The organism is Rhodanobacter sp. UC4451_H18 (genome assembly GCF_052978225.1).
Window position 1 is genome coordinate 1,630,791 of record NZ_CM129663.1, and the last position, 15,369, is coordinate 1,646,159.

Sequence of the window (15,369 nt, forward strand, 5' to 3'; positions counted from 1 at the left end):
TTCAGTTCGACTTCGCGCAGCGGAAGCCAAGGTTGTTGGTGGTATCGGCGGCCTTCAGCGCGGAGAGCATCGCGATGCGCATCAGCACCGCGTAGTTCTCCTTCTCCTGCAGGCTGATCGCGCCGGCGCCGCAGAACTTCAGCAGGTCGGGATCGCCCTGCTGGCGGCTGTCGCTGGCCACCATCAGCGCGTTGAAATCGTCGACCCACTCCCACACCAGGCCGTTCATGTCGCGCACGCCGTAGACGTTGGCCGTACCGCCGACGGCGGGCAGCGCGGCGTTCGATGGCCGCGAATACCAGCCCAGGATGCTTTCGCGCCAGGCCGGGTCGGCCCGCGCGTCGCGACGGCTGGCGTCCGCCGCCGCGGCAAACTCCCACTCGTACCAGCTCGGCAGCCGCGCGCCTTCGCTTTCGCAATACGCCTGCGCGGCGAACCAGCTCACCCGCGTCACCGGCTGGCGCGGGAGTGCCTGCTCGCCAAGTTCGTCGGCACCGGCCCACTGGGTCAGGTAGCGCGCGTCGGCGAGGATGCCGGCAACCTTGTCGCGTCGCCATTCGGGGTGCGCCTTCACGAAGGCCAGGAACTCGCCGTTGGTGACCAGCTCGGTGCGCAGGCGGAACGGTGCGACCTGCGCCGCGGCCGCCTTGCCGTCGGCCGGCAGCACGCTGGTGAACGTGCCTCCCGGCAGTGCGGCGTACTCCGCCGCCGCTGCCGGGAGTGCCAGCATCAGGCCGAGCCATGCCAGGGCCAGCCGCGTGCGCATGCTCAGTGCTCCGGGGCCGACTGCGGACCGGCTTCGGCACGCGCCTTGGCCACGTCTTCCTTGCTGTACTGGCCGCCCGGATTGTCCCAGCTGTTGATCACGTAGGTGAGGATGTTGGCCACCTCGTCGTCAGTCAGCTGCGCCATCGGCGGCATCACCGAATCGTACTCGTGGCCGTTGACGGTGATCTTGCCGGTCAGGCCGTGGGTCACGATGGTCATGGCGCGTTTCGGGTCAGCCGCCAGGTAATCCGATTTCGCCAGCGGCGGAAACACGTTGGCCAGACCTTCACCATTCGCCTGGTGGCAGACCGAGCAGGTGCCGGTGAACAACTGCTTGCCGGCGGCGATCTGCTCCTCCTTGGTCAGCGTGCCGGCCGCATGTGCCTTGGCCGCGACGCTCACCGCCTTGAGGTTCGGCTCCGAGCGGTCGCCCAGGTAGACGTAGTCGACCTCCTTGCCCGAGTAGACCAGCTTGTTCTCCGGGCCATCGACCTTGAGGATGCCCAGCGCGCCCTTGTTGAACGCGCGGAAGATCGAGTGGTCGACCAGCACGTAGCTGCCCGGCACGTCGGTGTGGAACTCCACCGTGGCCGCGCCGCCGGCGGGGATCAGCGTGGTCTGCACGTTGTGCTGGGCCTCCGTGCCGCCTTCGGGCTGCACCTTGTCGAAGATCTCGCCGATCACGTGGAAGCTGGAGACCAGGTTGGGACCGCCGTTGCCGATGAACAGGCGCACCGTCTCGTTGGTCTTGGCGGTCAGGGCGTTGTCGCCGGTGAGCGCGCCTTCCTTGCCGTTGAACAGCACGTAGGTCGGGTGCTCGTCGATCGCCTTCTCCATGTCGAACGGCTGCAGGCCCTTCTGGCGGTACTTGCCGGTGGTGTAGAAATCGCCCTGCATCACGTAGTACTCGTGATCGACCGGGGCGAGGCCCTCCGGCGGCTCGACCAGGATCAGCCCGTACATGCCGTTGGCGATGTGCATGCCGACCGGCGCGGTGGCGCAGTGGTACACGTAGATGCCCTGGTTCAGCGCCTTGAAGGTGAACTGCGAGGCATGCCCCGGCGCGGTGAAGCTGGACGCCGCGCCGCCGCCCGGCCCGGTCACGCCGTGCAGGTCGATGTTGTGCGGCATCTTGCTGTCCGGCGCGTTCTTCAGGTGGAACTCCACCGTGTCGCCCTGGCGCACGCGGATGAAGCTGCCCGGCACGGTGCCGCCGAAGGTCCAGAAGGTGTAACTGACGCCCTCGGAGATCGGCATCTCCTTCTCGATCACCTCCAGCTCGACGATGACTTTCGCCGGGTAGTTGCGATGGATCGGTGGCGGCACGTGCGGCGGGCTGGTCAGCACCGCCTTGATCGGCTCGCCCTGCGGCGGGCCGAAGTCGCCGCGCTGGGAAGCCACCGAGGTGCTGGCCGGTGGGGTGGCCGCGGCGGGCGACGCCGGGGGCTTGTCGGAGCAGGCGGCCAGCGCGAACACAGCGAGGGCGGCTAGGACGGTGGACAGCGGACGCGACATGGGGATCTTCCCGTTGGTTGTGCCTGGCTGGAAGCATGCCCGGCAAAACCCGCCGCCATTTGACCGGCGTCAAAAGACTCCCCGAAACCCGCCCGCTGCGTCACCGCGCCACAGCGGTTTCCCGCGAACGCACAGCTGCCCGGCACAACTTTTCTGGTGGGGCGTCGGAAACGTTGCGGCACCACGCCGAACATGCGTCACCCGTGATCTTGACTCGACATGCCCACTCCTCCCCTGTCGCCATTCCTGCGAAGGCAGGAATCGCATCTGGACGACAAGGAACACGTCACGCATGGAAGGCCAACGGATAGCATGGCCAGCACGTTGTTTCACCGCACGACGGAAGTGCGATTCCTGCCTTCGCAGGAATGACGAGGGGCGGGTTGCCGGAACTGGCAAGTTCCGGAACCTGCGGAAATCACCCCGGCTTGCCGTCCGCCCGCGGGGTCAGGTAGATCCATGCCGAACGCAGCACCCAGGGCAGGAAGGCGAGCAGCCAGCCGTAGGCGGCGATCACCAGCCACAGGTACATGTCGCCGCCGAGTTCGGCGCGGATGCGCAGCAGCGCCACCACCTGCAGCAGCACGAAGCACAGCCACGGCACCGCGCCCATCTGCAGCGGCCGGCCGGAATGGCCCATGGTCACGCGGGTCACCATCGCCACCAGCATCGAGCCGAAGAAGCCGATGCCCAGCGCATGCAGCGGCGCGCGGCCCAGGATGAACTGGCCACTGGTGGCGTAGACCACGTCCTGGATCGCGAACAGCACGAACGCCACCGGCAGCCAGGCGAACGCCAGGTGCAGCACCGCCAGAATGCCGGGATGCATCGCGCGCCACGGCTGCCAGGTCAGCGAATGCCAGGCAAACACCAGTGCCAGCGGCACGTCGACCATGTACAGCCAGCCCAGCTCCCCGCGCCATGACAACACCAGATGCGCCAACAGCAGCAGCCACACCACCGGCATGCTCCAGTCCGGGCGCACCACCGCATAGCCCTTGACCATGTTGCCGGTGAAGAACGGCAGCATGCGGTGCATCACCGTGAAATAGATCGGCAGCAGCAGGCCGAAGGTGCCGATCCTGACCGCCAGCAGCGCGCACTCCGCCGGCGCGCCGAACAGGTAAGCGAGGAAGATCGCCAGCCCCAGCGTGCCGAGCGACAGCGCCGCCAGGCACGAGCGCGCGTGCCCCTTGCGCTCGGCCACCGAGGCGCGCAGCACGCCGGCCAGCGTCCACACCCCGATCGCGTAACCGAGCAGCATCAGCGCCACGCCCAGCTCCAGCACCCGCGGCAGCGCCAGCAGGCCCACGTGGGCCAGCACGTAGCCGACGAACAGGCAGCCGGCCACCGGCAGGAAGCGCGTGCGCGGCAGGTCGGGGCGACCGAGCCAGCGCGGGAAGGTGGTCATCAGGAAGCCGAACATGAACAGCGGGAACAGGCCGTACTGGATCAGCATGCCGTGCGCGTACAGCGGCGGTATCGACGGCTGCGGCCAGCCGGCCAGGCCGAAGCGTATCGAGGTCAGCTCCACCGCCCACCACGCCATGCTCAACATCACCGCGACGGTGCCGGCAAGGAACAGCGGCCGGTGCGGCGCGGCCGCCAGCAGCCGGGGGATGTCGGCAAGCGGCGACAAAGTTTCGGTCTGGTCGGACATGGCGTGATCCCGCGGATGCGAATGACCCGTCATCGTGCCACAGCCGTGCATGCGGTCCCCATGACCTGCATCAGCCGTGCCCGACGCCGTCACTCGCGCTGGAACAACGCCAGCTCCGGCCGGTGCAGGCCAAAGCCCTGCACGCGGTTCACGCCCAGCGCGGTCAGCGCCTCCACGGTGGGCGTGTCGGTGACCCATTCGGCGACCACCTCCAGCCCCAGCCGGTGGCCGATGTCGGTGACCGCCTTGACCATCAGGTGGCTGACCGGATCGGTCAGCATGTCGCGCACGAAACTGCCGTCGATCTTGATGATGTCCAGCGGCAGGTTCTTCAAATACGTGAACGAGGACATGCCGGCGCCGAAATCGTCCAGCGCGATGCGGCAGCCGGCGGCGCGCAGCTGCGCCATGCAGCGCGCCACCGCCGAGAGGCTGCGCGCGGCCACCGTCTCGGTGATCTCGAAGCACACCCGCGAGGGCTCCACCCGGTAGCGGCGCAGCCATTCGATGATGCGCTCGACCAGCGCGGAATCCTCGATGCTGGCGCCGGAAAGATTGATCGCCACCATCTCCATCGCGCCGCCGGCCGGATGCAGCCGGTCGAAATTCGCCAGCGTGGTCTCGATCACCCAGCGGTCGACCAGCGGCATCAGGCCGTAGCGCTCCGCCGCCGGCACGAACACGCCGGGCAGTATCAGTTCGCCTGATTCCTCGCGGAAGCGCAGCAGCATCTCGATGCCCGGCCGGCCACTGCCCGGCGGCAGCGGCCACACCTCCTGGTAGGCCAGCTGCAGGCGGCGCTCGTCGATCGCCCAGCGCAGGCGGTTGGCCCAGTCCATCTCGCTGCGCCGGCGCACGGTCTGGTCGTCGCGCCCGGAGTAGAAATGCGCGCGGTTGCGGCCCATCTCCTTGGCCATGTAGCAGGCCGTGTCGGCCTGGGCCAGCAGGTCGCGCGCCGACACGCCCGAGTGGTCGATGAGCACGCCGCCGATGCTGGCGCTGACCATGTAGCTGGTCTGCTCCCAGATGAACACATAGCCGTCGATGCAGCGGCGCACGCGCTCGGCACTGCGCTCGGCGTCGTCGCGGTCGGTCAGGTCGGTGAGCAGCACGCCGAACTCGTCGCCGCCCAGTCGCGCCAGCACGTCGCCGCTGCCCAGCTGCCGGCGCATCACGATCGCCAGCTGCGCCAGCAACTGGTCTCCGGCCGGGTGGCCGGAGGTGTCGTTGACCAACTTGAACTGGTCCAGGTCCACGTACAGCAGGGCGGCGAGCGGCGAAGCGGGCGAACCGCTCGCCAGCAGGTTCTGCAGGCAGCGCTCGAACTCGCGGCGGTTGTACAGGTCGGTCAACACGTCGTGGCTGGCCTGGTAACTGAGCAACTGGTTGAGCTGGCGCTCCTCGCTGATGTCGCTGGCCACCAGCAGCAACTTTCCGTGGCCGCCCAGTTCCACCCGCGAGATCGCCACGCTGGCCCAGAAGCGCTGGCCGCCGGCGTCCTGCAGTTGCGCTTCCATCCGACCGCAGCCGCTGGTGTCGCGTGCCTGCAATTGCCGGTGCAGGTCCTCGTCGTGGAACAGCTCGGGCAGGCGCTGCGCGGTGATGCGGTCGCCGAGGCGATCGCGCGAGGCCTGGTTGGCGTAGGTGATGCGCCCGCCTTCGGCATCGGCCAGCACCACCAGTGCCGGCAGCAATTCGTTCAGCGCGCGGAAGCGCTCCTCGCTCTCGCGGTAGCGCCGGCTCATCCGCCGGCCCAGTTCCAGCGCACGTTGCCGCGTGTTGACGATGGAGTACACCAGCATGGCCAGCAGCACGCTGGCCAGCACGCCCACCGGCAGGGCCGACTGGCTCCAGTCCAGCGCCGTCGGCTGCGCCGCCGGGCGCGAGCGCATCACCACGTCCAGCACGCGCCCGCCGTACTCCAGTTGCCGCCGGAAGCGGAAGCCGTCGCCGACCTCCACCGCCGCGGGCGCGGAGTCGAACATCGGCACCACGTGCGCCGGATCGGTGGCGTCGTACAGCGTCAGCCGCAGCTGCCGCCCCACGTCCGGCTGCAGCACGTTGCCGAGCAGCTTGCTGATGCGGAACGAGATCGCGATGGAGCCGCGCGTGCGCTCGCGCCGCTCCGCCAGCGTGCGCGGCGGGTCGCCCGGGCTGAACACCGGCAGCCGCATGGTGACGCCATCCGGCGCGCCGGAACCGGTCTGCTGCACCGGACGAAAAGGTGCGGACAAGGCCACCTCGTCGCTGTCGCGCGAGGCCAGCAGCCCGGCCAGGTTGCTCGGTTGCGCGGCCACCTCCAGGTCCACCACCGCCTCGTTGCCCTTGCGCGGCTGCACCCAGCGGGTGACGAAATGCTCCCCCTGCGGGCCGCTCTCGCGCTGCGCGTAGGCCAGCGCCAGCAGGCCGGGGAACTGCGCGCGCGGGCGCATGTTGCCGTAGAAGTTGCCGAACTCGGTCTCGGTGACCTCATCCGAAGAGAGGAACAGCGTCTGCACCGCGCGCAACAGCGACTCGGCCGCCTGCAGCCGGCTCAGCAGCGCCGCATAGGTCTTGCCCGCCATCTCGCCCTGCACCAGCGACTGCTCGACGAGATGCCGCCGCTGCTGTTGCAGGTGGGCAGCAAACGCCAGCGCCAGACCCATCAGCAAGGCCAGCACGCTCCACCACAGCGCGCTGCGGCGCGAGCCCGAAAGCGCCACCGCGGCAGGCTCGGCCACACCGCCCGTCCGGCGATCCGCCCGCGTGGAATGGAGCTCGTCGAGATCCATAAGCTGTGGCAATTCCGCTGCCATGGGGGTCCAGTGTGTCCGATGCTACAGGAGCCAGATGCGCGCGCCAGATGAAAAGCGCACGGCCGCAGGGTCCCCCCGCCCGTGTCGACCGGCGGAATATCCCCCTCCCCGGCTATCGGCCACGCGGCCAGATGATTGAGCGGCGCGGCTGAGATCTTCCGATCGGCACCGATGCCTCGTAGCGATCGCTGGGCACGGGGACGAGCCCCGCCAGCCGCCTCTTCACACCCACTCGGCGCCAGAAAAGCCCAGGCCCGCCCGACCCGGCGCCTTCGCCCTTTTCCGCTGGGTCCCCGATTCTGCCCGGCCCCGGCCCGGATTCCGCAAAAACCCGCCAGCGCGGTCGCGTTCTCTGCCAGTCAGCGAAAGGCCCCTGTCCCGAGGTATGGACATGGCGGAATTAGGCCGCCAAATTAGGCCGCTCCAAGCAGGGCAAGCCATTGATTCGTGTAGGCTATGGACCTAGCCAGGCCACGGGATGCATGGATTAGGCTGCCGGATTAGACTGCACTTTGAAATTTACTTAGCGTTAGCACTAATGACCACCTTTACTGCCTCATCTGTCATCCAGTTCCTCGGGCACATCGAAGACCATGGCGCAGAAACCATGTTTCGAGGTCAAGGGAGTGCAGCGTGGCCGCTACTTCCATCTATCGCGCGATTCGCTACCAAACTGGACGGCTACGATTGCATCTCCGATCTTGAGGAGCATTTGCTCGAGCGGTTCCGTCAGTTTGGCGTTTCCTTTCAAGACTTCCGCAAGCTTCCGATCATTGAGCAACTGGTGCATGCGCAGCATTACGGATTGCCTACTAGGCTTCTCGACTGGTCTACGAATCCCCTAAAGGCGCTGTTCTTTGCAACTGAGGAACCCCAGCTGGATTCCTTGGACGGCGTGGTCTACATCACTCATCCAAACTTTTGGGTGGAAGGTACTACTCACATCCGTGAGGTAAAGGCTTTTCTCGCCTGCTTTCCAGAAGTACTGCACGAACGGATTGCTGCACAAGATGCATGCTTTCTTGTGTTTCCGCTCTCTAAAACCGATATGTCGGTTCCTGAGCTGTCGGCTGCCAGCTTCCCGGGCGCATTAGACTTCTTGCATGAGATCATCATTCCTTCCGGTGCAAAACGCGATTTGCGCAAACAGTTATCTGTACTTGGCGTTACGCACCGATCGGTGTACCCAGGTTTGGAAGGCACCACGCGCTGGATCAAAAGTGAACTGTCGAACTTCCTCGTGTGAGTGCTAACCACTCGTTCGAGGCGGACGACTCCGCCGCCGCTCAACTCAAGCGTTAGGCATCAGTGGAGGGGCTGAGGCAACAATGAGGGTTTCTGAATACTTCAAGCTAGGAAAGTCCCAGCCCTATTTGGACTTCGTCGATATCCGTCTCGACACGGATATCGAGGTCTTTGTCGATCCAACGGCCCTGAAGGACCTGAAATCGATCTGGGGACACGAGTGTGCATCGTTAGTCCAGCACTACTTTAACGCAGCGCTTCAGAAAGTTCGAGACGGCGATGATCACGGAGCTATACAACTTGTCAGTCAACTCCGTGAACGCAACGAATTCCATCTTGGCTTTTCATCCGCCAAATCCCAAGGGCGTGCCTTTGGACTACAGTCCGCAGAGTCTGTTTGGGGTGCGCTGTCAAAAAGCAAAGCCGCAAAGTCCGGCCTACTCAGGGACCTGGAAGATACATGCCTTCTGATCGAAGGTATTGGTCGCGATATGATTTCGGATGCTGTATGCAATATCATTCGCGGCCCCTTGATCCGATATACACAAGATACCTGTCGCTACTACGGCATTCCATTGACGCCAAATGTCGCGTCTGGCCCAGTCTGGAACCCCGATGAGCAAACGTGGAAGTCGACATTTGTTGAACTACCGACAACAAATGAAGGCAAAATTATACTTGTCCCAAAATTGATCGTCCGTCATCGCCTAAGCTACCAGTACAGTGAATACTATACGCATTATCTGTTACCCGAAATGCAAAGCGAAGAGCTCGCAGCGAACACTGGGCTTGTCGAGTTACTAAAAGATGGACGAAGGCGCGTAACAAAGAAAGCCCTGAAAGAAAAATATGGGTCGGACAAACTGGCTGTACTTCGGGAAACCCTGAAACATCCACATGTTCTTGACGAGTACCGAGAGGACAAGGTTGAAAACACGCCTCCACCACTAGACCATGAACAATTTTCGGAGATCGAAGAAATCGAGTCACCAGCGTGGGATGAACTTGCTAAACGATTAAAGGCTATGCCCACTGGTGCAGATCATGCGGATGCCTACGAGAAGCTGGTAGAGGAGATACTTTCGTCGCTGCTCTATCCCTCCCTGTGTAGTCCTACCAAGCAGCACAAGATTCACAACGGTAGAAAGAGGATCGACATTACTTACACAAACGAAGCTAGGGCTGGCTTTTTTGAATGGGTTGCCAAACATTACCCGTGCGCCTTTATCTTCGTTGAGTGTAAGAACTACGGAAAGGAAGTAGGCAACCCTGAGGTAGACCAGCTTTCCGGTCGCTTTTCGCCGAGCAGGGGCCGAGTTGGCCTGTTGGTTTGTCGCTCCGTCGAGAAGCCAGACACCCTTCAGGCAAGATGCATAGATACGGCCAAAGATGATCGCGGTTTTATCATATGTCTAACGGACGAAGATCTATTCATGCTGATGGAAAATGCGAAACTTGGCGTCCTATCCATGGGTTTCCCACTATTGTTCGATAAGTTCCGGGCGTTGGTGGACTGATGCCCAACAAATCGCTGCAGCCGACCGTCATCCCGCTACGCGGGCTGCCGCCGGCTAAGCTCAAGCGTTAGGTGCGTTGGACATATGGTCGCTATCATCAATATATGAAATTCAAGAGCAGAAACCTACGCGAACTCGCCGAAGCCGTAATTGGCGATGCAGATTACTTCCCCTATCGCTCAAGCAGCTATATAACCGAGTTTTTTGAGGAGTGTGATCTGGACTTCGTCCACGACGGCTCGACAAGGTGGGCGTGGACCGCGTCAAAACTAGAAGAATTACTCCAGGATCCTCAGCCGGGGCCAAACTTGCTGCCGGACCGCTTCGTGAACGTATTTCGCGTACTGATGGACCGCTCCGATGCGACGGACGATGACTCGGAGCGAACGAAAGCACTTGATACGATCAACAGGCCACTCCACCGCGAAGGATATGAAGCCTTCTACGGAGAGGATGGGTACCTATACATCAAGCACATTCGTACCAATGCGGTGTCAGCCAACCCTAGCCCGCATCGACCTTTCACCAATGCAGAGATCAAGCGGCGAAGTCTGCTAACCAGCTATCTCGACAAGTGCTCCGAAGATGAGCTTATTGAACTCGTGTTGCTTCCATTGTTCCGGCAACTTGGGTATCACCGAATCTCTGCAGCGGGCCACAAGGATAAGGCGCTCGAGTACGGAAAGGATGTATGGATGCGCTACGTACTCCCTACGCAGCATGTCCTCTACTTCGGGCTGCAGGCCAAGAAGGGAAAGCTAGATGCGTCAGGATCTTCAAAATCATCCAACTCGAATGTCGCGGAGATTCATAACCAAGCTTTGATGATGCTCGGTCATGAAATTTTCGATCCAGAAACGAGCAAGAGAGTTCTCGTTGATCATGCCTTTATTGTCGCTGGTGGCGAAATAACCAAGCAGGCACGGAACTGGTTAGGTGGAAAGCTGGATGCGACTAAGCGCAGCCAGATCCTCTTCATGGATAGAGACGACATTCTTAACCTCTACATCGTGAGTAATCTTCCATTGCCTGATGGGGCCACACCACCGTCTGTCGATGTGCAATTCGATGACATACCATTTTGATAAGCTGCGTACCTAACAATTCCTTAGGAGACTTCCCGTCAACCCCGGGCGCATGATGCTTTTGCCCTGAGCTTTCGGGCGACTGCCGGTGGTCGTGTTGTGCTTCGTGTGTGCTGCGTGGTCAGTGGGATGCGGCGTCGAACGTTGCCAGACTGCATTTCCTTAGACGGTCTTGTTGAGTCGATGGTGCCGGCTCGGACCAGGGTATAAACCGCGCCCGGAGACCTCATTCGTTCAGCGGTGTCGTCGGTGTTCGGGGATCGGCCGAAACACGTTTGGACGTCCAGAATGTTAGTCAGGTTCTCTCCGGGTGGGTCTGACCCGTTGTTGCCGCGTAGCGCTGACCGTGAATCGAAAGCAAGGTTCCTCAAGCGAGTTGAGCGGGGCAATGCAGCGGGTGGCGCTGGCTGGCGCAGGGGTTGTAATCCACCTCGTGAGCCAGCATCACCCACAACTGGCGCGCATGTTTGTTGGCGATGGCGACCAGCACCTTGCCGAATGGCAACCGCACCGCGAGTGACCGAATCCAGAGTTGTTCGGGTGTGGCCTTTTCCGTGGCGACCACCTTGGCCCGTTGCAGGCTGCTGCGCGCGCCCTGGATCAGCAGCGTGCGCAGGTAGCCATCGCCGCGACAGCTGATCGCACCCAGCCGCGTGTGTCCGCCGCTGGAGTGCTGGGTCGGCACCATGCCGAGCCACGCCGCCAGTTGCCGGCCATTGCGGAATTCCTGCGCCTTGCCGAGGCTGGCGATCAGGGCGTCCGCGGTGAGCGCGCCGATGCCGACGATCGCGCGCAGGCGCACGCACCGCTCGTCATCGCGCGCATGGGCTTCGATGCGTGCATCGCACGCGTCGAAGGCCGTGCGGACCTGGGTCCAGTGGGCCTCCACGCTGCGGATCAACGCCTTGAACTCTGCCGGCAGCGCGGTGTGTGCATCCAGATCGGCCAGCACCCGGCGCAGGGCCTTGTCGCTCTTGCCCATCACGATGCCGAACTCGGCCAGCAGGCCGCGCAGGCGGTTGCCGATCGCCAGACTCTCCGCCTTGTAACCCTCGCGCACCCGATGCCAGGACAGCCGGGCCTGCTGGTCGATGGTCTTGATCGGCACGAAACGCATGTTGCCCTGGCGGGCGGCCGTGGCGATCGCCTCGGCGTCGTTGCGGTCGTTCTTGCTGCGCTGACTCTTGCGGTACGGCTTGACCAGCTGGGCAGCCATCAGCCGCGGCCGCAGCCCGTACTCTTCACACCGCCGCGCCCAGTGATGGGCCCCGCTGCAGGCTTCCATCGCCACCACCGTCCCCGCCGGCCGCTGCGCCAGCCACACGGCGAAGACCTCACGCTTGAACTCCCGTCGTTCCAGCACGTGTCCGGCGCCATCCATCGCGCACACCGAAAACACGTTCTTCGCCAAGTCCACACCCAGGGTTATAGTGCTCATGGAGACTTCCTCTTCTGCTGACGGTTGTGTCGCAACACCATCATGGCCCTCGAGGCCGAAAGGGGAGGAAGTCTCTTTTTACTCGTTCAAGGCGGACGGCTGTGCCGCCGGTCAACTCCAGCGTCAGGCCGTGGTGAGAGATGCCAAGGCAGCAATCGAGCAACCCGCCGGCATCAATGGCTTGGCGTCGGGGCTTTGGACTCTGTCGTCGGGGCTTTTGGCCTCACCTTCCGAGCAAACTGCTCGGGAACCGGCTCTCGGAGCTCCATCAACGGGTCACTTTGCCCGGCGGCCCACACTTTTGGCTCCGTGCTCCGGGCAAATTGCCCGGCCGTCGGAGTTCAAAGCTCGGCCGTCGGTGCTTTTTTCGCCACCTGCGGAGTCCATTGCTCGGTCATCGGGGCTCAAAGTTCCATCGACGGGTCTTTTTGTTCGGCTGCCACGGCTCCGAGCTCGGCGCCATTCCCGCCCTTGGTCGGTCGCAAGTGGTACGCGGCCTGACAAGCGTCATCAGTGTGCGCGCAAGACTGGGGACAGCTTCAGATAACGCCGAGTGAGCGGTTCGTTCCGCTCATCGTGCAAGAAGTGCTCTGAGGCGTTGCATCAAGCTTGAATCGCACAGTTGATCGCCCTTCATCGAAGCCTCCTGCGGCGATCGGTCGTCGGCGAGGCAGGCGTGATCAGCTCCCCCGCGGCTTGGCCCGATGCGTGGCCTGCGCCGTCCACGGGTCGTCGGGCCAGGGGTGGCGCGGGTAGCGGCCCTTGAGTTCCTTTTTCACCTCGGGGTAGGTGCGTTCCCAGAAGCCGCGCAGGTCCTGGGTGACCTGGATCGGGCGGCCGGCGGGGGAGAGCAGGTGCAGGGTGACGGGGATGCGGCCGCCGCCGACGCGCGGGGTGTCGGCCAGGCCGAACAGTTCCTGCAGTTTCACCGCCAGCACTGGTGAATCGGCGCCAGCGTATTCGAGGCGGCGTGACTGGCCGCTGGGTACCACGACTTGTTCCGGCGCCTGGGCGTCCAGCAGTTGGCGCTGCGAATGGTCGAACAGCGCCGCCAGCGCCTGCGACAACTCCTCCGCGCCGAGGGTATCCAGCCGATGCTTGCCGTGCAGGTACGGCGCCAGCCACTGCTCCAGCGTGGCCAGCAGGTTTGCGTCGGTGACGTCGGGCAGGCCCCGCTCGGGCAGCCACGCGCGCACGGCCTGCATGCGTGCGCGCAGGCGGCGGGCGTGGTCGCTCCACGGCAGCGCCTCCAGCCCGCGGGCGCGGATCGCCGCCAGCATCGCCGGCAAGGCGTCAGTCGGGCGTACCGGCACGCTGTGGCGGTTCAGCACGATGGCGCCGAAGCGGTGCTCCTCGAAGGCTTCGGCTGCGCCGCGCTGCTCGTTCCAGCGCAGCGTGCGTTCGCGGGTGAAGTGCGCGGGGAAATCGCGCTCCAGCATGCGCGGGTCCAGCGGCGCGGCGCTGAACACCAGGCTGTCGCGCGCCTCCAGGCGCAGGTCGGTCACCACCAGCCAGGGTTCGCCGAGCAAGGCGGTGTGTTCGTGCAGGCGGACGCCGCGGCCGTTGGCCAGCACGTAGCGGCGCGGATCGTCGCCGTCGCGATGGGCGATGCGGTCGGGGAAGGCGTGCGCCAGCAGGTCGCCCACGGCGTGGCTGTCGGGCACACCGGTGGCCGCGGTTCGGACGTCCAGACGCCTGCGCCAGCCCTTGCTGGCCTGCTCGATCGCGATCAGCGCACCGGTGTCGACCTCGCCACGCGGAGCACTGCCGCGGCGGTCGCGCCAGGCATGCAAGGCGGCCAGGCGCACGCGCAGATCGTCGTTGCGCGCCTGCGCACCGCGCAGCGGCGAGCGCGCCTCCAGCAGGGCCAGCAGGTCGGCGACCACGGCGCGCTGCTCGTGCGGCGCCCGCAGCGCGGCGGCGGCCAGCCGCGGGCTGGCGCCCAGTTCCAGCATGCGCCGACCCAGCGCGGTGATGCGTGCGTCGCGGTCGAGCGCATCAAGTGCCTGCAGCAGTTCGCGCGCCTGGGCCAGCGCGCCGGGCGGTGGCGGATCGAGCCAGGCCAGGCCGCCGCCATCCGCCGCCGTGACGCCCCAGGCGGCCAGCTCCAGGGCGAGGCCGGACAGCTCCGCCTGCGCGATCTCCGCGCCGCGGCTGCGCTCCAGCCGCCGGCTCTGCGGCCATAGCCGATACGCCACACCCGCCGCCACGCGACCGGCGCGGCCGGCGCGCTGGTCGGCCGAGGCCTGCGAGATGGCGACCGTCTCCAGCCGCGTGAAGCCGGAGTTGGGATCGAAGCGCGGCTCGCGCGCGAGGCCGCTGTCGATCACCGCGCGGATGCCGGGCAAGGTGATGCTCGATTCGGCCACGTTGGTGGCCAGCACGATGCGGCGCGTGCCCGGTTCGGCCGGGGCCAGGGCGTGTTGCTGATCGGCCAGCGACAGCTCGCCGTGCAGGGGAAGGATGTCGAGGTGGACGCTCTCCCTTTTCCCCACGGGAGAAGAGCCTGCCCCGGACTCGATCCGGGGTGCCCCGACAGGGGCGGATGAGGGCGCGGGCGGAGCGAGGTGCCGCGCTTCGCCCGCACCCTCTCCCCCAACCCCTCCCCCGAAGGGGGAGGGGAGCATTCTCTCCAGCAGCGCCTGCGCCCGCGCGATCTCGCGCCGGCCCGGCAGGAATACCAGCACGTCGCCGTCGGTTTCCTCCAGCGCCTGGCGCACGGCGCGGGCGAGGTGCTGTTCGCCGCTTTCCTGCGCGCGCTGCGGCGGATGCTCGATGCGCACCGGGAAGCTGCGGCCGGGGCTGGTGAGGCGCGGCGCGTCGAGCCAGGCCGCGACGCGTTCGCCGTCCAACGTGGCGGACATCAGCAGCAGGCGCAGGTCCGGGCGCAGGGTGGCCTGCACGTCGAGCGCGAGCGCGATGCCGAGGTCACCGGCCAGGTGACGCTCGTGGAATTCATCGAAGATGATCGCGCCGACGCCGGCCAGTTCGGGATCGGCCTGGATCAGGCGGGTGAGGATGCCTTCGGTGACCACCTCGATGCGAGTGGCGGCGCTCATCTTCGACTCGAAGCGGATGCGGTAGCCGACCGTCTGCCCGACCGGCTCGCCGAGTTGCGCCGCCATGAACTGCGCGGCGGCGCGCGCGGCGAGGCGGCGCGGTTCCAGCATCACGATCCTGCGCCCGGCCAGCCACGTCACGTCGAGCAGGGCCAGCGGCACCTGGGTGGTCTTGCCGGCTCCGGGCGGCGCCTCCAGCACCAGCCGCGGCTGCACCGCGAGCGCGGCGCGGATCTCGGGCAGCAACGGGGTGATCGGAAACGAAGGCGGCACGCTCATCGTGCCGA

Annotated in this window: 9 protein-coding genes; 3 read left to right on the forward strand and 6 right to left on the reverse strand. The window is 65.0% G+C overall.

The genetic code is table 11. The features are described 5' to 3' along the window. Nucleotide 1 precedes the first annotated feature (1 nt). The 4 genes from ACVCMG_RS07520 to ACVCMG_RS07535 all read right to left on the reverse strand — a co-directional run bounded on the left by ACVCMG_RS07520 (nt 2) and on the right by ACVCMG_RS07535 (nt 6,663). Complete coding sequence (locus ACVCMG_RS07520; protein WP_447115269.1) at nt 2-766, reverse strand: formylglycine-generating enzyme family protein; 765 nt, start codon at nt 764-766, stop codon at nt 2-4. Nucleotides 767-768: 2 nt separating this feature from the next. Then, complete coding sequence (gene nirK, locus ACVCMG_RS07525) at nt 769-2,283, reverse strand: copper-containing nitrite reductase (RefSeq protein ID WP_447100978.1); 1,515 nt, start codon at nt 2,281-2,283, stop codon at nt 769-771. 418 nt (nt 2,284-2,701) lie between these two features. Beyond that, nucleotides 2,702-3,943 (reverse strand): NnrS family protein, encoded by a 1,242-nt coding sequence (locus ACVCMG_RS07530; RefSeq protein ID WP_447115270.1) that lies wholly within the window; start codon nt 3,941-3,943, stop codon nt 2,702-2,704. Between the two features lie 89 nt (nt 3,944-4,032). Next, complete coding sequence (locus ACVCMG_RS07535; protein ID WP_447115271.1) at nt 4,033-6,663, reverse strand: bifunctional diguanylate cyclase/phosphodiesterase; 2,631 nt, start codon at nt 6,661-6,663, stop codon at nt 4,033-4,035. 613 nt (nt 6,664-7,276) lie between these two features. Between ACVCMG_RS07535 and ACVCMG_RS07540 the strand changes: the two genes are divergently transcribed. From ACVCMG_RS07540 to ACVCMG_RS07550, 3 genes are all read left to right on the forward strand, one after another. After that, entirely contained in the window at nt 7,277-7,984 is a 708-nt protein-coding gene (locus ACVCMG_RS07540; protein WP_395120837.1) for an FRG domain-containing protein, read from the forward strand. 82 nt (nt 7,985-8,066) lie between these two features. Beyond that, nucleotides 8,067-9,500 carry a hypothetical protein gene (locus ACVCMG_RS07545; RefSeq protein WP_447115272.1) on the forward strand — a complete coding sequence of 478 codons (1,434 nt, stop codon included), beginning with the start codon at nt 8,067-8,069 and terminating at the stop codon, nt 9,498-9,500. 104 nt (nt 9,501-9,604) lie between these two features. Further along, on the forward strand, nt 9,605-10,585 hold the full coding sequence (locus tag ACVCMG_RS07550; RefSeq protein ID WP_447115273.1) for a hypothetical protein: 981 nt from the start codon (nt 9,605-9,607) through the stop codon (nt 10,583-10,585). A 367-nt stretch (nt 10,586-10,952) separates the two neighbouring features. Here ACVCMG_RS07550 and ACVCMG_RS07555 read toward each other — a convergent pair whose 3' ends face one another. Together ACVCMG_RS07555 and hrpB are read right to left on the reverse strand one after the other, a co-directional pair. Then, nucleotides 10,953-12,023, reverse strand: coding sequence for an IS110 family transposase (locus ACVCMG_RS07555; protein ID WP_447115274.1), 1,071 nt, complete (start codon nt 12,021-12,023; stop codon nt 10,953-10,955). A 680-nt stretch (nt 12,024-12,703) separates the two neighbouring features. After that, nucleotides 12,704-15,361 carry an ATP-dependent helicase HrpB gene (gene hrpB, locus ACVCMG_RS07560; RefSeq protein WP_447115275.1) on the reverse strand — a complete coding sequence of 886 codons (2,658 nt, stop codon included), beginning with the start codon at nt 15,359-15,361 and terminating at the stop codon, nt 12,704-12,706. Nucleotides 15,362-15,369: the final 8 nt, after the last annotated feature.

Coding starts and splice junctions, on each gene's coding strand:
- ACVCMG_RS07520 (WP_447115269.1), bottom strand. CDS start 766: ATGCGCACGCGGCTGGCCCTGGCATGGCTCGGCCTGATGCTGGCACTC.
- nirK (WP_447100978.1), bottom strand. CDS start 2,283: ATGTCGCGTCCGCTGTCCACCGTCCTAGCCGCCCTCGCTGTGTTCGCG.
- ACVCMG_RS07530 (WP_447115270.1), bottom strand. CDS start 3,943: ATGTCCGACCAGACCGAAACTTTGTCGCCGCTTGCCGACATCCCCCGG.
- ACVCMG_RS07540 (WP_395120837.1), top strand. CDS start 7,277: ATGACCACCTTTACTGCCTCATCTGTCATCCAGTTCCTCGGGCACATC.
- ACVCMG_RS07545 (WP_447115272.1), top strand. CDS start 8,067: ATGAGGGTTTCTGAATACTTCAAGCTAGGAAAGTCCCAGCCCTATTTG.
- ACVCMG_RS07550 (WP_447115273.1), top strand. CDS start 9,605: ATGAAATTCAAGAGCAGAAACCTACGCGAACTCGCCGAAGCCGTAATT.
- ACVCMG_RS07555 (WP_447115274.1), bottom strand. CDS start 12,023: ATGAGCACTATAACCCTGGGTGTGGACTTGGCGAAGAACGTGTTTTCG.
- hrpB (WP_447115275.1), bottom strand. CDS start 15,361: ATGAGCGTGCCGCCTTCGTTTCCGATCACCCCGTTGCTGCCCGAGATC.